The sequence below is a fragment of the Nonomuraea sp. NPDC005730 genome, from assembly GCF_040630865.1.
In the GTDB taxonomy this organism is placed as follows: Bacteria; Actinomycetota; Actinomycetes; order Streptosporangiales; family Streptosporangiaceae; genus Nonomuraea.
The window spans coordinates 205,830-224,396 of sequence record NZ_JBEXYK010000003.1; the positions used below are offsets into that span (position 1 = coordinate 205,830).

General features: G+C 71.3%; 16 protein-coding genes. 8 read left to right on the plus strand and 8 right to left on the minus strand.

Translation table 11 applies throughout. The annotated features are described in order from the left end of the window. Window positions 1-209 precede the first annotated feature (209 nt). The 8 genes from ABZ444_RS05995 to ABZ444_RS06030 form a co-directional block, all read right to left on the minus strand. On the minus strand, window positions 210-704 hold the full coding sequence (locus tag ABZ444_RS05995; protein WP_026214021.1) for a transcriptional regulator: 495 nt from the start codon (window positions 702-704) through the stop codon (window positions 210-212). 300 nt (window positions 705-1,004) lie between these two features. Beyond that, on the minus strand, window positions 1,005-1,871 hold the full coding sequence (locus ABZ444_RS06000; protein ID WP_357993309.1) for a universal stress protein: 867 nt from the start codon (window positions 1,869-1,871) through the stop codon (window positions 1,005-1,007). A 1-nt stretch (window position 1,872) separates the two neighbouring features. Then, entirely contained in the window at window positions 1,873-3,294 is a 1,422-nt protein-coding gene (locus ABZ444_RS06005; protein WP_357967922.1) for an amino acid permease, read from the minus strand. 9 nt (window positions 3,295-3,303) lie between these two features. Next, entirely contained in the window at window positions 3,304-4,239 is a 936-nt protein-coding gene (arcC, locus tag ABZ444_RS06010; protein ID WP_357993312.1) for a carbamate kinase, read from the minus strand. Continuing rightward, window positions 4,240-5,244, minus strand: coding sequence for an ornithine carbamoyltransferase (gene argF, locus ABZ444_RS06015; protein ID WP_357993315.1), 1,005 nt, complete (start codon window positions 5,242-5,244; stop codon window positions 4,240-4,242). A 44-nt stretch (window positions 5,245-5,288) separates the two neighbouring features. Beyond that, the gene (locus ABZ444_RS06020) at window positions 5,289-6,533 is read right to left on the minus strand and encodes an arginine deiminase (RefSeq protein ID WP_357993318.1); all 1,245 of its coding nucleotides are present in this window, start codon (window positions 6,531-6,533) and stop codon (window positions 5,289-5,291) included. Beyond that, window positions 6,530-7,945, minus strand: a complete 1,416-nt coding sequence (locus ABZ444_RS06025) for an amino acid permease (protein WP_357993321.1) — start codon at window positions 7,943-7,945, stop codon at window positions 6,530-6,532. The genes ABZ444_RS06020 and ABZ444_RS06025 overlap by 4 nt, the downstream gene beginning before the upstream one ends. A gap of 105 nt (window positions 7,946-8,050) precedes the next feature. Then, window positions 8,051-8,266 carry a DUF3040 domain-containing protein gene (locus tag ABZ444_RS06030; protein ID WP_357993324.1) on the minus strand — a complete coding sequence of 72 codons (216 nt, stop codon included), beginning with the start codon at window positions 8,264-8,266 and terminating at the stop codon, window positions 8,051-8,053. Between the two features lie 226 nt (window positions 8,267-8,492). Here ABZ444_RS06030 and pyrR point away from each other — a divergent pair, with 226 nt between their 5' ends. From pyrR to pyrF, 8 genes are read left to right on the plus strand one after another with little or no spacing between them, the layout of a single operon-like run. Further along, window positions 8,493-9,038 carry a bifunctional pyr operon transcriptional regulator/uracil phosphoribosyltransferase PyrR gene (gene pyrR / locus ABZ444_RS06035; protein WP_357705334.1) on the plus strand — a complete coding sequence of 182 codons (546 nt, stop codon included), beginning with the start codon at window positions 8,493-8,495 and terminating at the stop codon, window positions 9,036-9,038. After that, the gene (locus tag ABZ444_RS06040) at window positions 9,035-9,952 is read left to right on the plus strand and encodes an aspartate carbamoyltransferase catalytic subunit (protein WP_357993326.1); all 918 of its coding nucleotides are present in this window, start codon (window positions 9,035-9,037) and stop codon (window positions 9,950-9,952) included. The genes pyrR and ABZ444_RS06040 overlap by 4 nt, the downstream gene beginning before the upstream one ends. Beyond that, window positions 9,949-11,244, plus strand: a complete 1,296-nt coding sequence (locus tag ABZ444_RS06045; protein ID WP_357993329.1) for a dihydroorotase — start codon at window positions 9,949-9,951, stop codon at window positions 11,242-11,244. Before ABZ444_RS06040 ends, ABZ444_RS06045 begins: the two co-directional genes overlap by 4 nt. Next, window positions 11,241-12,347, plus strand: a complete 1,107-nt coding sequence (gene carA / locus ABZ444_RS06050; RefSeq protein ID WP_357967942.1) for a glutamine-hydrolyzing carbamoyl-phosphate synthase small subunit — start codon at window positions 11,241-11,243, stop codon at window positions 12,345-12,347. Before ABZ444_RS06045 ends, carA begins: the two co-directional genes overlap by 4 nt. Further along, window positions 12,334-15,621, plus strand: coding sequence for a carbamoyl-phosphate synthase large subunit (carB, locus tag ABZ444_RS06055; RefSeq protein WP_357993333.1), 3,288 nt, complete (start codon window positions 12,334-12,336; stop codon window positions 15,619-15,621). The genes carA and carB overlap by 14 nt, the downstream gene beginning before the upstream one ends. 22 nt (window positions 15,622-15,643) lie before the next feature. Then, the gene (locus ABZ444_RS06060) at window positions 15,644-16,510 is read left to right on the plus strand and encodes a dihydroorotate dehydrogenase electron transfer subunit (RefSeq protein WP_357993942.1); all 867 of its coding nucleotides are present in this window, start codon (window positions 15,644-15,646) and stop codon (window positions 16,508-16,510) included. Then, complete coding sequence (locus ABZ444_RS06065; protein WP_357993336.1) at window positions 16,500-17,477, plus strand: dihydroorotate dehydrogenase; 978 nt, start codon at window positions 16,500-16,502, stop codon at window positions 17,475-17,477. The genes ABZ444_RS06060 and ABZ444_RS06065 overlap by 11 nt, the downstream gene beginning before the upstream one ends. Next, the gene (gene pyrF / locus ABZ444_RS06070; RefSeq protein ID WP_357993339.1) at window positions 17,474-18,172 is read left to right on the plus strand and encodes an orotidine-5'-phosphate decarboxylase; all 699 of its coding nucleotides are present in this window, start codon (window positions 17,474-17,476) and stop codon (window positions 18,170-18,172) included. The genes ABZ444_RS06065 and pyrF overlap by 4 nt, the downstream gene beginning before the upstream one ends. The last annotated feature ends 395 nt before the right edge of the window (window positions 18,173-18,567 follow it).

Consider the following 18,567-nt stretch of genomic DNA (forward strand, 5'->3'; position numbering starts at 1 on the left):
CGTCGGGCCTCGGTGGTCCGCTGCCCCTCTGGTAGGCCAGAGGGCCCTTCGCTTCGCCGGCTCCCCATAAGCGGATTGTGGTTCCGGTGAAGGGTGGGAGGCGGGGGTAATGGTCGCGTTCGCCGAATAATTGAAAGTTCATTTTGGGCGAGTACGACGGAGGGCCCGCCAGGGGAATTGGCGGGCCCTTCGGGGGTGAAGCGGTGGTTCTAGAACGACTCGACGGCCCGGCGGGCCTCGGCGTCGAGCACACCCCAGCTGATGAGCTCCTCGGTCAACTCGCTGGGCGACTTGTCATAGATCACAGCCAACGAACGCAGGTCCTCCTGGCGGATCGACAGGACCTTGCCGTTGTAGTCGCCACGCTGGCTCTGAATGGTGGCGGCGTAACGGGCGAGCGCTCCGGCCTTCTCCTTCGGCAGTGTCGCCAGGCGCTCCAGGTCGATCACAAGCTTGGGAGTGGGCCCGAGCGGGCTCGGCGCGGCGCCTCCGGGCAGCAGCTCGGAGACGGGCACCCCGTAGAAGTCGGCAAGCTCGGCAAGTTTCTGCACCGTGACAGCTCGGTCGCCACGCTCGTAAGAGCCCACGACCACGGCTTTCCACCTGCCGCGCGACTTCTCTTCGACTCCATGCAGGGACAGCCCCTGCTGGGTGCGGATGGCGCGGAGTCGTGCACCCAGCGACTTTGCGTACTCAGACGGCATCGTGTGGCCCCCCGGCTCTCGTATGTATCGCTCTTAGTAGATTGTGCTCCCTTGCGGCATATGCCCCAGCCACCGGGGGGTACGGTGCCAGGCTCGGCACCATCGGTAGCCGTGGCCCTGGGTTTACCCCAGAACGCCGCGCGGTGTGGTTACGCACAGTGACGGTAAAGGGGTGGGAGCCTAAGGTCAAGCTGATTGGAAAAAAGATGCCGAATCCGGTCCGGGAGGGAACGCAACAAACGCCCCTCTTGTACCGGTGGCAACACTACTTCGTCATAGTTTGACGAGTGAAATCGAGCGTCAGGTCTCGCGGGTCAGAATCATGACGGGGCAGGTCGCGGCCTGGACGATCTTGATGGACGTGTCGCCCAGGAAGACCCGGCGCAGCGGCCCGGCGTCGCTGGAGGCGCACACGAGCAGCTCTCCCGGCAGCCACGTGGTCGTGCCGAGCGCCTGTGCCACGTTCCGGCCCTCCAGGAGCTCCACCTCGACCTGCAGCCGGCGCCGCTGTCCCCGCGCCGCCGCGCGCAGGTCCGCGGCGGCCTGGTCGCGCAGCCGTACCAGCATGTCCTCCTCGACCTGGACGCGGCGGCCGGTCCTGACCACCAGCGTGACCAGCCGCAGCGGGATGTCCAGGGTGACCGCGGCCTTGGCCGCGCCCCTGACGGCGGCGTCGGCGCCGGGCCCGCGGCGGTAGGCGACGGTGATGCGCTCGAACGCGGCCGGCGGGTCGTCGCCGTAGCCGCGCGGGGCCAGCAGCACGGGCACCGGCGAGGAGTGCAGGAGCTGGTCGGCGGTGCTGCCGACGGTGATGCGGGACCGTGTGCCGCCGGCCGCGGAGCCGATGACCACGACGTCGGCGCCGCGCCTGCGGGCCACCTCCACCAGGCCGCGCCCGCTGCCCTTGTTGGTGTGGCGCACGTACTCGGCCTGGTCGCCGGCCAGCTCGCGGGCCTGCGCGAGCGCGGTCTCGGCCTGCTCGCGCAGGTAGGAGCGCCAGGCGCCCTCGTCGGCGCGGGCGGGGCCCGGCGTGGTCGTCACGGGCGGCTGGACGGTCGCGACCGTCAGATCGGCCCCGGTCTGCCGGGTCAGGACGACGGCCAGCGCGAGCCCGTCCCCGCCGCGCGGCTCGGCGATGTACCCGGCCAGCACCTTGTCGAACTTCATGTCACCGCACCTCGGCATTCAGCCGTGAATGCCCGTAGCCGTACAGGAAATAGCAGATCAGGCCGACCAGCATCCACAGGCCGAAGGCGGCCCACGTGACGCCGGCCAGCCCGGCCATCACGATGACGCAGAAGATCGCGCCGAGCACCGGGGTGAGGGGGAAGAGCGGCGTACGGAAGCTGCGCGGCAGCTCGGGGCTGCGGTAGCGCAGGACCAGCACGCCGACGTTGACGATGAGGAAGGCGAACAGCGTGCCGATGCTGGTGGCCTCGGCGAGCTGGCCGAGCGGCACCAGCCCGGCCAGGACCGAGATGAACAGGGCCACGATCAGCGTGTTGGCGACCGGCACCTGGTGCCGCGGGTTCACCCGCTGGAAGATCCGGGGGATGAGCCCGTCGCGGGACATCGCGAACAGGATGCGCGTCTGGCCGTAGATGACCGTGAGCACGACGCTGGCGATGGCGATCACCGCGCCGAAGGAGACGATCACGCCCGGCCAGGTGGCGCCGGTGGCCTGGTCGACGATCTGCGACAGGCTCGCCTCGGTGCTCTCCGGGTCGAACTCGGTCCACGGCTTGGCCCCGATGGCGGCCACGGCGACCAGGACGTACACGGCGGTGACGATGAGCAGGGACAGCAGGATGGCCAGGGGCAGGTCGCGCTTGGGGTTCCTGGCCTCCTCCCCGGCGGTGGAGGCGGCGTCGAAGCCGATGTAGGAGAAGAACACCTGCGAGGCGGCCGCGGTGATCCCGGCCACCCCGAGGGGCGCGAACGGGGTGAAGTTCCCCGACTGGAACGCCGTGAACGCCACCACGCAGAAGAACACCAGCACCGCGATCTTGATCAGCACGAACACCGCGTTGGCCGTGGCCGACTCCGAGGCCCCGTAGAGCAGCAGCCAGGTGGCCAGGAGCACGATGACGATCGCGGTGACGTTGACCACGCCGCCGTCCTGGCCGGGGGAGCGGGTGATCGCCTCGGGCAGCGTCCAGCCGAACAGGCTGCGCAGGAACGCGTTGAGGTACTCGCCCCAGCCCACGGCCACGGCCGCGACCGACACGGCGTACTCCAGCATGAGGCACCAGCCGCACACCCAGGCCACCAGCTCGCCCAGCGTCGCGTACGCGTAGGAGTAGGACGACCCGGACACCGGGATCGTCCCGGCCAGCTCGGCGTACGACAGGGCCGAGAACAGCGCCGTGACCGCCGCCAGCACGAACGCCAGCACCACCGCCGGCCCCGCCTTGGGCACCGCCTGGCCGAGGATGACGAAGATGCCGGTGCCCAGCGTGGCGCCCACGCTGAACAGCGTGAGCTGCCACAACGTCATCGTGCGCCGCAGCTCGCCGCCCTCGCCCTGCCCGCCCTCGGCCACGATGCGCTCGGTCGGCTTGGTGCGCAGCAGCCGTGCGGCCAGTGTCACGTCGGTCTCCTAGAGGGTGCTCGTCAACGGCCACATCCCGTTGGGCGTGACAATCGTGCCCGCGGAACCGGCGAGTATGTCCTGGGCCTCGTCCAGCCTGCCGATGGCGGCCATGTCGCCGGTCGTCTCGACGAACCGGCACACCGCCTCGACCTTCGGTCCCATCGACCCGGCCGGGAAGCGCAGGCCGCGCAGCTCGTGCGGGGTGGTGCAGGCGATCTCGCTCTGGCCCGGGGCGCCGAAGTCGCGGTACACCCGCGGGACGTCGGTCAGGATGAGGAAGGCGTCGCACTCCAGCGCCTCGGCCAGCATCGAGGCGGTCAGGTCCTTGTCGATGACGGCCTCGACGCCCGCCAGCCGGCCGCGCGCGTCCCGCACGACCGGGATGCCGCCGCCGCCCGCGCAGACCACCACGACGCCCTCGCGGACCATCTTGCGGATCAGCCGGGTCTCCACGATGCGCTGCGGCGTGGGGGAGGGGACGACGCGGCGCCAGTGGTCGCCGTCGGGCTTGACCGTCCAGCCGTACTCGGCGGCCAGCTTGCGGGCCTCGTCCTCCTCGTAGATCTGGCCGACGAACTTGGTGGGGTCGTCGAAGGCCGGGTCGACGGCGCTGACCAGGGTCTGGGTGACCATGGCGAGCACCTGCCGGCCGGGCAGGGCGTTCTGCAGCGCCTGCTGCATCCAGTAGCCGAGCATGCCCTGGGTCTGCGCGCCGAGCGTGTCGAAGGGGTAGGGCCGGCTCAGGTTCGGGTCCGCGGCGCTCTCCAGCGCCAGCATGCCGACCTGGGGGCCGTTCCCGTGGGTGATGACCAGCTCGTGCTCGCCGGCCAGCTGGGCCAGCGTCCTGACGGCGGTGGCGATGTTGTCCCTCTGCACGTCGGCGTCCGGCTTCTGGCCGCGCTTGAGCACCGCGTTGCCGCCGAGTGCGACGATGACCCGCATTCAGTCCCCCAGGGTTGCGACCATGACCGCTTTGATGGTGTGCAGCCGGTTCTCGGCCTCGTCGAAGACGATGGAGCGCGGCGACTCGAAGACCTCGTCGGTCACCTCCAGGGCCTCCAGGCCGGTCCTGGCGTAGATGTCGGCGCCGACGCCGGTCTCCCGGTTGTGGAAGGCGGGCAGGCAGTGCATGAACTTCACGTCCGGATTGCCGGTGGCCCGGACGACGTCGTCGTTCACCTGGTACGGCAGCAGCAGCTCGATCCGCTCGTCCCACACCTCCTTGGGCTCGCCCATCGAGACCCACACGTCGGTGTAGAGGAAGTCGGCGCCCCGGACGCCCTCGGCCACGTCCTCGGTGACGGTGATCCGGGCGCCGGTGGACCGGGCCAGCTCCTCGGCGGGCCGCGCCGCGAGGTCCCGGTCGGGCCGCAGCGCCGCCGGGGTGACCAGCCGGATGTCCAGGCCGAGCAGCGCGCCGGTGACCAGCAGCGAATGGCCGGTGTTGTTGCGCGCGTCCCCCAGGTAGGCGAGGGACACCTCGCGCAGCGGCTTGTCGCTGTGCTCCTGGACGGTGAGCATGTCGGCCAGCATCTGCGTGGGGTGCCACTCGTCGGTCAGGCCGTTCCACACCGGCACGCCGGACAGCGCCGCCAGGTCCTCGACGTAGGACTGCTTGCTGCCCCGGTACTCGATGCCGTCGAACATCCGGCCCAGCACCCGCGCGGTGTCCCTGACCGACTCCTTGTGCCCGATGTGCGAGCCGGCCGGGTCGAGGTAGGTGACGTGCGCCCCCTGGTCGTGGGCGGCCACCTCGAACGCGCAGCGGGTGCGGGTGGAGGTCTTCTCGAAGATGAGCGCGATGTTCTTGCCCTTGAGCCGCTGCCGTTCGATCCCGGCGTACTTGGCGGCCTTCAGCTCCGCCGACAGGTGCAGCAGGAAGCCGAACTCCTCCGGCGTGAAGTCCAGTTCCTTGAGGAAACTGCGGTTGCGCAGGTTGAACGCCATGTCGCCCCTTCCCTGAAGCCGTCCGGGTGCCGGCCGGACGTCCGCTAGATGCCGTCGCGCTCCAGCGGGCAGCTCATGCATCGCGGGCCGCCGCGCCCTCTGCCCAGCTCGCTGCCCCGGATGGTGATGACCTCGATGCCGTTGTCGCGCAGGTGGTTGTTCGTGGTGGTGTTGCGCTCGTAGGCGATGACGACGCCGGGCTCGACGGCCAGGCCGTTGCAGCCGTCGTCCCACTGCTCGCGTTCGGCGGCGTACACGTCCTGGTGGGGGGTCAGGACGGTGATGTCGTCCATGTCCAGGGCGCGGGCGATGGCCTTGTGCATGTCCTGGGGCGGGTGGTCGGTGACCCTGAGCTCCTTGGAGGTCTCGCCCGGCTCGATCGTGTACGTCGGCAACATCCCGAGCCCGGCGTACTTGGTGAACACCCCGACGTCGAGCATGGTCATGACCGTGTCGAGATGCATGAACGCGCGCGCCTTCGGCATGTCCAGCGCCACGATCCGGGTCGCGGACCCGGCGCTGAACAGCCGCTGGGCCAGCATCTCGACCGCCTGCGGCTGGGTGCGCTCGCTCATCCCGACCAGCACCGCGCCGCGCCCGATGACCAGCACGTCGCCGCCCTCCAGGGTGGCCGGGGCCATCACGTGGCCGGGCAGCCAGCAGTGGAAGCCGCCCTCGTAGGGCCGGTCGAAGCCGGCGGCGAACATCGGGTGGAACCGGTAGACGGCCTCCAGGTTGACCGTCTCGCGCATGCGGGCCTTCTTGCGCATCGCGTTGATCGACACGCCGTCGTAGATCCAGCAGGAGGTGTCGCGGGTGAACAGGTGGTTGGGCAGCGGCGGCAGGACGAAGTCGTCGTCGGCGGTGGTGTGGAAGGCCACCGACTTGGGGTCGCAGCCCATCGCGACCAGTTCGCGCTTGGTGATGCCGCCGGTCAGGTGCATCTGGAGGGTGCCGGCGTCCATGCCGTCGAGGGTGTTGCGGATGTCGTCGATGGCGGTCGGGCCGAGCCAGCGTTCGTCGATGACCGCGTCCAGGATGTGTTTGCGGGCCTCGGGGATGTCGACCACGTCGCGCAGGAGGTCGGCCAGCATGTGGACGACGATGCCGCGCCCGCGCAGCACCCGCTCGAACTCCTCGTGCTCCTCCACCGCGCGCTGCACCCACAGCACGTCGTCGAACAGGAAGGCGTCCTTGTTGCTGGGCGTCAGCCGCTTGAGGGCCAGCTCCGGCTTGTGCAGCAGGACCTGGCGCAGTCGGCCGACCTCTGAATCGACATGAAAGGTCATTTTTCAGATATCCCCTCAGGGCGCCGGACATCACGCGGGCCGTACTCGCCGTGCCTGGCCTTCAGCCAGATGTAGACGGGCACGCCGACCAACATCATCAGCGTTCCGCCGAGCACGGCCGGAGGCCCCGAGCCGTATGCCATCCAGAACGAGAACAGCAGCGCGAGCACCGCGACGGCCAGGTCGCGGGCCAGCCGCCCGCGCTCGATCCGCCGCTCCCGGGTGACCAGCCAGAACAGTTGCGCGGCGGCCGAGAAGAAGTAGGGGATGACCGTGGTGAAGGAGGCCAGCAGCACGATCGTGTCGAAGGCGTTGGCGGAGGCGTAGCCCACCAGCAGCATGAGCGAGGTGAGGACGGTCCCGGCCAGGATGCCCGTCAGGGGCGCGCCGCGGCGGGTGACCACGGAGAAGGCGGGCGGGAACAGGCCGTCCTTGGCGGCGGCCAGCGGCATCTCGGCGACCAGCAGGGTCCAGCCGTTGAGCGCGCCGATGCCGGAGACGACGGCGCAGGCCGCCATGAGCAGCCCGCCGCCGGTGCCGCCGAACATGTGGTCCAGCGCCGCGGCGAAGGGCGCGGTGGACCCGACGAGCTCCTCCTGCGGCACGGTGCCCATGACGGCGACCGTGCTGAGGATGTACATGACGGCGCAGGCCAGCACGCCGATGACGCTGGCCCGGCCGATGGTGCGGGCCGGGTCCCTGACCCGGTCGGCCGCGATGGCGGCGCTCTCCACGCCCGAGTAGATGAACAGCGTGACCGCCCCCGCCAGGGAGACGGCCGACACCCAGCCGCCGCCGCTGGCGTTGAACGCCGGGTAGTTGTCCTTGTGCACGAAGAACAGGCCCACGATCGCCACGAACAGCAGCGGCGTGAACTTCAGGACCGTGGTGGCCACCTGGAAGGCGGCCGCGTTGCGCACGCCGGCCAGGTTCACCACGGCCGGGATCCACAGCCCGGTCAGGCCGATGAGGGCGGCGCTGAGCGTGCTGCCCCAGTTGAGTCCGAACAGCCCGTGGGCCAGGTACTGGACGTAGCCCACCCACGCCACGGCGATGGCCGCGTTGCCGATCCACGCGGTCAGCCAGAACGACCAGGCGATCCAGAATCCGGCGAACTCCCCGAACGCCTCGCGGGCGTAGGCGTAGGGGCCGCCCGCCGCCGGGGTGCGCCCGCCCAGGCGCCCGAAGACGATCGCCATCGCGATGGCGCCCGCGGTGACCAGGACCATGGAGACCAGGCTCACCGTGCCGAACGCGGCCAGCGAGGCGGGCAGCAGGAAGATGCCGGTGCCCACGACGTTCCCCATCACCAGCGCGACGGCCGCGCCGAGGCCGAGGCCGCCGGCGCCCGCCGGGCGCGTCCCGCGCGCCGCCGTGGTCACGCCTTCCGAGGGCGGACGTGGTTCCCCCATGCGTGCCCCCCGCGCGAGTCCCCAGGAAGAGCCGTCGCCGAGCGCGTACGGCCCTCGGGGACGTGCCCTACGCGGAGGACGCCGACACGGGGCGTGGCGGGGGTTTTACCTGATCACGGCGTGCGGCAGGGGGTCGGGTGAACCCGACACCAGCAGCACGACGGCGAACACCGCCAGGCACAGCGCCATCAGCGCCAGCGGCCAGGCCAGCGACGCGGGGGCGCCGTGCCGGGACATGGCCGCGTACAGCTCCGGGTCCTCGTCCCTGACCTGACGGGCGATGGCCTTGAGCACCGACCGCTCGCGTGCCGACTGCGCCATGTGAAACCTCCCCCGAGAAGACTTAGAGCAGGTTTTATACCGATATGTCGGCAATTGCCAAATTCGCCGGGCCGGCCGGGACGAACGACCGGCCAGGACGCCCGCCACAGCCGGACGGCAGGGCGGGGCGCTCACGTTGTACCAGGTAGCCCCTGGTACTGTGTGTCCCGACCAACACCCTTTTAAGACCCGTCCCGTGAGGCGGGAAAGGTGGTGAGATCCCTCCATGTCCGATTCCAGGGCCGTGCTCGAAGGCCCGGACATCCACCGGGCGCTGACCCGTATCGCGCACGAGATCCTCGAACGCACCAAGGGCGCCGGTGACGTCGTCCTCCTCGGCATCCCGACCCGCGGCGCCACGCTCGCCCGCCGGCTCGGCGACCGCGTCGAGCAGTTCGAAGGGCTCAAGATCCCCGTCGGCTCGATCGACATCACCATGTACCGCGACGACCTGCGCAGCGGCCCCGTCCGCCCGCTCGGGCGCACCGAACTGCCGCCCGACGGCATCGACGGCAAGGTGGTCGTCCTCGTCGACGACGTGCTCTACTCCGGCCGCACCGTCCGCGCCGCGCTCGACGCGCTCAACGACCTCGGCCGCCCGACCGCCGTGCAGCTCGCCACGCTGGTCGACCGCGGCCATCGCGAGCTGCCCATCCGCGCCGACTACGTGGGCAAGAACCTGCCCACGGCCAAGAGCGAGAAGGTCAAGGTCTACCTCTCCGAGATCGACGGCCGCGACGCCGTCCTGCTCATGAAGGAGGACGACAGGTGAACCGGCACCTCATCTCGGCGGGCGACCTCACCAAGGACGACGCGCTGCTCATCCTCGACACCGCCGAGGAGCTGGCCAGGGTCTCGGAACGATCCATCAAGAAGCTGCCCACGCTGCGCGGCCGTACGGTGGTCAACCTGTTCTTCGAGGACTCCACCCGGACCAGGATCTCCTTCGAGGCGGCGGCCAAGCGGCTCTCGGCCGACGTCATCAACTTCTCGGCCAAGGGGTCGAGCGTCTCCAAGGGCGAGTCGCTCAAGGACACCGCGCTCACCCTGGAGGCCATGGGCGCCGACGCCGTCGTCATCCGCCACGGCTCCTCCGGCGCGCCGCACCGGCTGGCCGGCTGGGTGCGCGGCAGCGTCGTCAACGCCGGCGACGGCACCCACGAGCACCCCACGCAGGCGCTGCTCGACGCCTTCTCGATGCGCCGCCGCCTCGGCGGGCTCGACGGGCGCCGGGTCACCATCGTCGGCGACGTGCTGCACAGCCGGGTCGCGCGCTCCAACGTGCTGCTGCTCAACACGCTCGGCGCCGAGGTCACCCTCGTCGCGCCGCCCACGCTGCTGCCCGTCTCGGTCGGCACCTGGCCGTGCGAGGTGTCCTACGACTTCGACGCCGTGCTGCCCAAGTCCGACGTGGTCATGATGCTGCGGGTGCAGAAGGAGCGGATGAACGCCGCCTACTTCCCCAGCGAGCGCGAGTACTCCCGCCGCTACGGCCTCGACCGCGACCGCTTCGCCAAGATGCCGGACGAGGCCATCGTCATGCACCCCGGGCCGATGAACCGGGGCATGGAGATCGCCGCCGAGGTGGCCGACTCACCGCGCTCCACCATCGTGGAGCAGGTCGCCAACGGCGTGACCATCCGCATGGCCGTCCTGTACCTGCTGCTCGGGGGAGAGATCCAGTGATCATCAAGAACGTGCGGATCCTCGGCGGGGAGCCGGTGGACCTCCGGATCGCCGACGGGCGCATCGCCGAGATCGGCACCGGCCTCGACGCCGGCCCCGGCGGCGAGACCGTCGACGGCGGCGGCGCGATCGCGCTGCCCGGCCTGGTCGACCTGCACACCCACCTGCGCGAGCCCGGCCGCGAGGACGCCGAGACCGTCCAGACCGGCACCCAGTCCGCGGCCCGCGGCGGCTACACCGCCGTGCACGCCATGGCCAACACCTCGCCCGTCGCCGACACCGCCGGCGTGGTCGAGCAGGTGTGGCGGCTCGGCCGCGAGTTCGGCCACTGCGACGTGCAGCCGGTCGGCGCGGTGACCGTCGGCCTGGAGGGCAGGCAGCTCGCCGAGCTCGGCGCGATGGCCGACTCGGCCGCCCGGGTCCGGGTCTTCTCCGACGACGGCAAGTGCGTCAGCGACGCCGTGCTGATGCGCCGCGCCCTGGAGTACGTCAAGGCGTTCGACGGCGTCGTCGCCCAGCACGCCCAGGAGCCCAGGCTCACCGAGGGCGCCCAGATGAACGAGGGCGTCGTCTCCGGCAGGCTCGGCCTGACCGGCTGGCCGGCCGTGGCCGAGGAGGCGGTCATCGCCCGCGACTGCCTGCTGGCCGCGCACGTCGGCTCCCGCCTGCACGTCTGCCACGTCTCCACCGCCGGCTCGGTCGAGATCATCCGCTGGGCCAAGTCCAAGGGCTGGAACATCACCGCCGAGGTCACCCCTCACCACCTGCTCCTCACCGACGACCTCGTCGAGGAGTCCCCGGTCGGCGCCTACAACCCGATCTACAAGGTCAACCCGCCGCTGCGCACGCACGCCGACGTCCAGGCGCTGCGCGCCGCGCTGGCCGACGGCACGATCGACGTCGTCGCCACCGACCACGCCCCGCACCCGGTCGAGGACAAGGAGACCGAGTGGCCGGCCGCGGCCATGGGCATGATCGGCCTGGAGACCGCGCTGAGCGTCGTCCAGGAGGCCATGGTCGAGACCGGGCTGCTCGACTGGGCCGGGGTCGCCGAACGCATGTCGATCACGCCCGCCCGCATCGGCCGCCTGGCCGGCCACGGCCGGGCGCTGGAGCCGGGCGCGCCGGCCAACATCACGCTGTACGACCCGTCGGCCCGCACCGAGGTGGACCCCTCCGCCTACGCCTCCAAGAGCAGGAACACCCCGTACGAGGGGATGACGTTGCCCGGCCGGGTGGTCGCCACGTTCCTGCGCGGCACGCCGACCGTTCTCGAAGGGAAGCTGGTTTGAACTCCGCGGTGCTCGTCCTGGAAGACGGCCGCGTCTTCCACGGAACCTCTTACGGCGCCGAAGGCGAGACGTTCGGCGAGATGGTCTTCAACACCGGCATGACCGGCTACCAGGAGACCCTCACCGACCCCTCCTACCACCGGCAGATCGTGGCCATGACGGCCCCGCACATCGGCAACACCGGCGTCAACGACGAAGACCCCGAGTCGGGCCGCGTCTGGGTCGCCGGGTACGTCGTGCGCGAGCCGTCCAGGATCGTCTCCAACTGGCGGGCCGACCGCTCGCTCGACGACTACCTCAAGCAGCAGGGCGTCGTCGGCATCGCCATCACCGGCACCCGCGCCCTGACCCGCCACCTGCGCGAGCGCGGCGCGATGCGGGCCGGCATCTTCTCGGCCCCCTCCGCGACGGTCGAGGAGCTCGTCGAGCGGGTGCGGCGCGCGCCCGCCATGGAGGGCGCCGACCTGGCCGCCGAGGTGGCCACGGCCGAGCCCTACGTCGTGCCCGCCGCCGGCGAGAGGCGCTTCACGGTCGCCGCCGTCGACCTCGGCATCAAGGGCATGACCCCGCAGCGCATGGCCGAGCGCGGCTGCGAGGTGCACGTGCTGCCCGCCACGGCCACCTACGAGCAGATCATGGCCGTCGAGCCCGACGGCGTGTTCTTCTCCAACGGCCCCGGCGACCCCGCCACCGCCGACGTGTCGGCGCTGCGGAGCGTGCTTGCGGCCAGGGTGCCGTTCTTCGGCATCTGCTTCGGCAACCAGCTCTTCGGCCGGGCGCTCGGGCTGTCCACGTACAAGCTGCGCTACGGCCACCGCGGCGTCAACCAGCCGGTCCAGGACGTGCGCACGGGCAAGGTCGAGATCTCCGCCCACAACCACGGGTTCGCCGTCGAGGCGCCGATCGGCGAGCCGTTCGAGACCCCCTACGGCCCGGCCGAGGTCAGCCACGTCAACCTCAACGACCGCTGCGTGGAGGGCCTGCGCCTGCTCGACGGGCGCGCCTTCAGCGTCCAGTACCACCCCGAGGCCGCCGCGGGTCCGCACGACGCCGCTTATCTCTTCGACGAGTTCTGTGAGGTCATGAGCCGTGCCCAAGCGTGAGGACATCCGGTCGGTCCTGGTGATCGGCTCCGGCCCGATCGTGATCGGCCAGGCGTGCGAGTTCGACTACTCGGGCACCCAGGCCTGCCGCGTGCTGCGGGCCGAGGGCTTCCGCGTCATCCTGGTCAACAGCAACCCGGCCACGATCATGACGGACCCGGAGTTCGCCGACGCCACGTACGTCGAGCCGATCACCCCCGAGTACGTCGAGAAGATCATCGCCAAGGAGCGCCCCGACGCGCTGCTGCCCACCCTGGGCGGCCAGACCGCGCTGAACACCGCGGTCGCCCTGCACGAGTCGGGCGTGCTGGAGAAGTACGAGGTCGAGCTCATCGGCGCCGACTTCGACGCGATCCAGGCGGGCGAGAACCGCGAGAAGTTCAAGGAGATCGTTGCCAAGGTCGCGCGCGAGCACGGGCTCAACGCCGAGTCGGCCAAATCGGTCATCTGCCACACGATGGAGGACTGCCTGGCCGCCGCCGGCGAGCTGGGCTACCCGCTGGTCGTACGGCCCAGCTTCACCATGGGCGGCGTCGGCTCCGGCTTCGCCTACGGCGAGGAAGACCTGCGCCGCATCGCCGGCGCCGGCCTCGACGCCTCGCCGACCACCGAGGTGCTCCTGGAGGAGTCGATCCTCGGCTGGAAGGAGTACGAGCTGGAGGTCATGCGCGACAAGGCGGACAACGTCGTCATCGTGTGCTCCATCGAGAACATCGACCCGATGGGCGTGCACACCGGCGACAGCGTCACCGTCGCGCCCGCGCTGACCCTGACCGACCGCGAGTACCAGAACATGCGCGACGTGGCCATCGCGGTCATCCGCGAGGTCGGCGTCGACACCGGCGGCTGCAACATCCAGTTCGCCGTCGACCCGCGCACCGGGCGCATGATCGTCATCGAGATGAACCCGCGCGTCTCCCGCTCCAGCGCCCTGGCCTCCAAGGCCACCGGCTTCCCGATCGCCAAGATCGCCGCCAAACTGGCCATCGGCTACACCCTCGACGAGATCCCCAACGACATCACCAAGGAGACCCCGGCCTCCTTCGAGCCGACGCTCGACTACATCGTGGTCAAGGTGCCGCGCTTCGCCTTCGAGAAGTTCCGCGGGGCCGACCGCACGCTGACCACGCACATGAAGTCCGTCGGCGAGGCCATGGCCATCGGCCGCTCCTTCACCGAGGCGCTGCAGAAGGCGCTGCGCTCGCTGGAGAAGAAGGACTCCGCCTTCACCTGGGCGGGGCCCGTCCAGGACAAGGACGAGCTGCTGGCGGCCTGCCGCACCCCGCACGACGGGCGGCTGCGCACGATGCAGCAGGCCGTGCGCGCGGGCGCGACCGCGGCCGAGCTGTTCGAGGCCACCAGCGTCGACCCCTGGTTCCTCGACCAGCTCCTCCTGCTGGACGAGGAGGCCCAGGAGATCGCCGCCGCGCCCGAGCTGACCGCCGGCGCGCTGACCCGCGCCAAGCACCACGGCTTCTCCGACGCGCAGATCGCCGAGATCCGCGGCGTCGAGGAGGCCCACGTGCGCGCCCTGCGCCACGCGCTCGGCGTGCGGCCGGTCTACAACACCGTCGACACCTGCGCCGCCGAGTTCGCCGCCAGGACGCCGTACCTGTACTCCACCTACGACGAGGAGACCGAGGTCCCCTCCGGCGAGCGGGAGAAGGTCATCATCCTCGGCTCCGGGCCCAACCGCATCGGGCAGGGCATCGAGTTCGACTACGCGTGCGTGCACGCCTCCTTCGAGCTGTCGCGGGCCGGGTTCGAGACCGTCATGGTCAACTGCAACCCCGAGACCGTCTCGACCGACTACGACACCTCCGACCGGCTCTACTTCGAGCCGCTCACGCTGGAGGACGTCCTGGAGGTCGTGCACGCCGAGCAGCAGACCGGCCCGGTCGTGGGCGTGATCGTGCAGCTCGGCGGGCAGACGCCGCTCGGCCTGGCGCAGGCGCTGAAGGACGCGGGCGTGCCCGTGGTCGGCACCTCGCCCGAGTCCATCCACCTGGCCGAGGAGCGCGGCGCGTTCGGGCGGGTGCTGGCCGAGGCCGGGCTGCCCGCGCCCAAGCACGGCACCGCGCTGACGGTGCCCGAGGCGCTGGAGATCGCCGGGGAGATCGGCTACCCGGTGCTCGTCCGGCCCTCGTACGTGCTCGGCGGGGCCGGCATGGCCATCGTCTACGACGACGAGACGCTGACGACGTACATGGCGGCCCAGGAGGGCGGCCACCCGGTCCTGGTGGACAAGTTCCTCGACGAGGCCATCGAGATCGACGTCGACGCGCTCTACGACGGCCAGGAGCTGTTCCTCGGCGGCGTCATGGAGCACATCGAGGAGGCCGGCATCCACTCCGGCGACTCGGCCTGCGCGCTGCCGCCGCTCACGCTCGGCAGCCACGACATCAAGCGCATCCGCGCCGCCACCGAGGCCATCGCGGCCGGGGTGGGCGTGCGCGGGCTCCTGAACGTCCAGTACGCCATGTCCGCCGGCGTCCTGTACGTCCTGGAGGCCAACCCGCGGGCCAGCCGTACCGTGCCGTTCGTGTCCAAGGCGACGGCCACGCCGCTGGCCAAGGCGGCGGCCCGGGTGATGCTGGGCTCCTCGATCGCCTCGCTGCGCGCGGAGGGCATGCTGCCGGCCACCGGCGACGGCGGCACGCTGCCGCTGGAGGCGTCCATCGCGGTCAAGGAGGCCGTGCTGCCCTTCAACCGCTTCCGGGGCGTCGACACCGTGCTCGGGCCCGAGATGCGCTCCACGGGCGAGGTCATGGGCATCGACGCGTTCTTCGGCGTGGCGTTCGCCAAGTCCCAGGCCGGGGCCTACGGCGAACTTCCGACCAAGGGACGCGCGTTCGTGTCCGTGGCCAACAGGGACAAGCGTGCGATGATCTTCCCTGTGAAGGCACTGGCCGACCTCGGCTTCGAGATCCTCGCCACCGAGGGCACGGCCGAGGTGCTGCGCCGCAACGGTGTCCATGCCAAGATCGTGCGAAAGCACAGCGAGGGGACCGGGCCCGGAGGTGAGCCTACGAGCGTGCAGGCGATTCTCGACGGCGAGGTGGACCTGATCGTCAACACGCCGTTCGGCAGCCCCGGTCAGTCCGGGCCGCGCCTGGACGGCTACGAGATCCGCACCGCGGCGGTGCTGCGCGGCATCCCGTGCATCACCACCGTCGCGGGGCTGGCCGCCGCGGCGGCCGGGATCCAGGCGATCGTCCGCGGCGACGTCGGCGTGCGTTCACTCCAGGAGCACGCACAGGCACTACGCGGCTGACCCGCGCGGGAGGTGAGGACGACTGGCCGGCACACCTGTGCAGGTGACGGGCACGGTGCTGACGACGCGCCGGGTCGACGCCTACCATGCGCTGACGGTGGTGGCGCCCGGCATCGCCGAGCGTTACCGTCCCGGCCACTTCGTCTCCGTGGCGGTCGGCGGGGCCCACACGTCGATGGTGACGCGCCGCGCGCTGTCCATCCATGACGTCAAGTCCGACTACGGCGGCACGGTCGAGCTCGTCTTCACCGCCGCGGGGCCGGGCACGTCCTGGCTGGCCGAGCGGCGCGCCCGCGACACGCTCGACCTGGTCGGGCCGCTCGGCCGGCCGTTCCCGCTGCCGCGCGACCCGGTCAACTGCGTGCTGGTCGGCGCCGAGTACGGCTCGGCCGTGCTGTTCCCGCTGGCCGACGCGCTGCTGGCGCGCGGCTGCCGGGTCGACTTCGTGCTCGGCGGCGCCGGGGCCGACCGCGTCTTCGGCGCCATGCGGGCCCGCCGCATCGCCGAGACGACGACCCTGACCACCGAGGACGGCTCGCTCGGCCTGCGCGGCAAGGTCACCGACGCGCTGCCCTCGGTGATCGCCGACACCCGGGCCGACGCCGTCTACGCCTGCGCGCCCATGCCGGCGCTGCGGGCGGTGACGGCGGTGGCGATGGAGTTCGACATCCCGGTGCAGGTGGCCGTCGAGGAGGCGATGGCCTGCGGCATCGGGGTGTGCATGACGTGCGTCATCCCCGTCATCGGCGACGACGGCGCGACCAGGATGGTCCGCGCGTGCGCGGAGGGGCCGGTGTTCCGGGGGGAGCGGGTGCGCTTCGAGGACGTGGGAACGATCCCGTTCGACGCGCTCGGCGCCCCCGGAGGCGGTGCGCGACATGTCAGTTGATATGCGTACGTTTCTGGCGCACGTCGAGCTGGCGAACCCCGTCACCACGGCCGCCGGCTGCGCGGGCTCCGGACAGGAGCTCGCCCAGTTCTTCGACCTCCACCGGCTCGGCGCGCTGACCACCCGGTCCATCACCATGGCCCCCCGGGCGGGCCGGCCGACCCCGCGCATGGCCGAGACGCCCTCAGGCATGCTCAACGCCGTCGGGCTCCAGGGGCCGGGCATCGAGGCGTTCCTGGAGCGCGAGCTGCCCTGGCTGGCCCAGCGCGGCATCAAGACCATCGTCTCGATCGGCGGCGGCACCGTCGCCGAATACTCCGAGCTGGCCCGCAGGCTCGCCGACGCGCCCGGCGTGACCGCGCTGGAGGTCAACCTTTCTTGCCCGAACATGGAGGACAGAGGGCGTGTCTTCGCGCGCGAGGGCAGCGCCGCGGCCGAGGTGATCGCCTCGGTGCGCTCCATCATGCGCTACGACGTCCCCGTGGTGGCCAAGCTGGCGCCCGACGTGGCCGACATCGTCTCGGTCGCGCGCGCCTGCGTGGACGCCGGGGCGGACGCCCTGTCCATGATCAACAACCCGCTCGGCATGGCCATCGACACCGAGGCGCTGCGCCCGTCGCTGGCCGCCGTCACCGGAGGGCTGTCGGGGCCCGCCATCCTGCCCCTGGCCGTCCGGTGCGTGTGGCAGGTGCACGCGGCCCTGCCCGGGGTGCCACTGATCGGCATGGGCGGCGTGATGACCGGCAGGGACGCCTTCCAGCTCATCCTGGCGGGCGCCTGCCTGGTCGGGGTGGGCACCGCGCTGTTCCACGACCCCTACGCGTGCCTGCGCATCGAGCGCGAGCTGGAGGACCTGCTGCGGGCACGCGGCTTCCAACGCCTCGCCGACGCCGTCGGCCTGGCACACCGGCCGCCGGGGAGCGCTCCCCGGCACCTTCCAGTCGACTCCGAGGAGAGCTCCCCTTGACGCCCGCACCCATCGCCGTCGCCCTCGACGCCCCCGACCTGGAGACCGCCGCCAGGTGGGCGAGCCTGGTGACGCCGCACGTCAGCACCATCAAGGTGGGCCTGGAGCTGTACCTGCGTTACGGCCCCGACGTGATCGCCTCGGTGCGCGGCGCCAGCGGCGTCCAGATCTTCCTCGACCTCAAGCTGCACGACATCCCCAACACCGTCGCGGGCGCCGCCAAGGCCGTCGCCCGCCTGCGTCCGGCCATCCTGACCGTGCACGCGGCCGGCGGGGCCGCCATGATCCGGGCCGCGGTCGAGTCCGCCCCGCAGACCAGGATCGCCGCTGTGACGATCCTCACCTCGTTGAACGAGTCCGACCTCGACCGCATTGGCCTGGCCGGACCGGCCGACGAGGCCGTGCGCCGCCTGGCGGCCCTGTCGGTCGAGGCCGGGGCCACGGCGCTGGTGTGCTCGCCCAACGAGGTCGCGGCGGTGCGGGCCGAGGTGGGGCCCGGCATCACCCTCATCACGCCGGGCGTGCGCCCTCAGGGGGCCGACGTCCAGGACCAGGTGCGCGTGGCGACGCCCGAGCAGGCGCTGGCCGACGGCGCCGACCTGCTGGTCATCGGCCGTCCGATCACGGGCGCGGCGGACCCGGGAGCGGCCGCTGCCGCCATCGCCGCCTCACTGCGCCGCACGACCGCCTCCTGAACCGCCGCAGGACCGCCACCTGAACCCGCGCCCGGGGCGCCCGCCTCGGGCGCCCGCCTGCGGCCCGCGCGAGGCGGGGCAGGGTTCTCCGCGCGTGGAGACGTGCCTTCCCGCGCGGGCCGAGGCCGGCTTCTGGGGCGCGGAGGTGTTCTTCTCCGTGCGGGCGTGGGCATGGCGGCAGGTGTCGCCGGACCGTTCGCACAGCCCTCGCTCACAAGATCGTAATGCATCCGCGCGGCGTTCGCGCACGCTTCCCGATTCTGGTTTCGGTCCTGGTCCGGCCCTGGTTTCGGACATCGTCCGGTGCCGCGCGGGCGATCTTCGCCCTGCTCCGGGGCGCCGTCCGGAGTGGACGCGCGAAGCGGGAAGTGAGGGCGATTTGATCAGCAGTGTGT

Bases quoted from the DNA above. Each gene is read 5' to 3' on its own strand.
- ABZ444_RS05995 (WP_026214021.1), bottom strand. From the start codon at position 704: ATGCCGTCTGAGTACGCAAAGTCGCTGGGTGCACGACTCCGCGCCATC.
- ABZ444_RS06025 (WP_357993321.1), bottom strand. From the start codon at position 7,945: ATGGGGGAACCACGTCCGCCCTCGGAAGGCGTGACCACGGCGGCGCGC.
- argF (WP_357993315.1), bottom strand. From the start codon at position 5,244: ATGGCGTTCAACCTGCGCAACCGCAGTTTCCTCAAGGAACTGGACTTC.
- ABZ444_RS06020 (WP_357993318.1), bottom strand. From the start codon at position 6,533: ATGACCTTTCATGTCGATTCAGAGGTCGGCCGACTGCGCCAGGTCCTG.
- ABZ444_RS06030 (WP_357993324.1), bottom strand. From the start codon at position 8,266: ATGGCGCAGTCGGCACGCGAGCGGTCGGTGCTCAAGGCCATCGCCCGT.
- ABZ444_RS06000 (WP_357993309.1), bottom strand. From the start codon at position 1,871: ATGAAGTTCGACAAGGTGCTGGCCGGGTACATCGCCGAGCCGCGCGGC.
- pyrR (WP_357705334.1), top strand. From the start codon at position 8,493: ATGTCCGATTCCAGGGCCGTGCTCGAAGGCCCGGACATCCACCGGGCG.
- ABZ444_RS06065 (WP_357993336.1), top strand. From the start codon at position 16,500: ATGTCAGTTGATATGCGTACGTTTCTGGCGCACGTCGAGCTGGCGAAC.
- arcC (WP_357993312.1), bottom strand. From the start codon at position 4,239: ATGCGGGTCATCGTCGCACTCGGCGGCAACGCGGTGCTCAAGCGCGGC.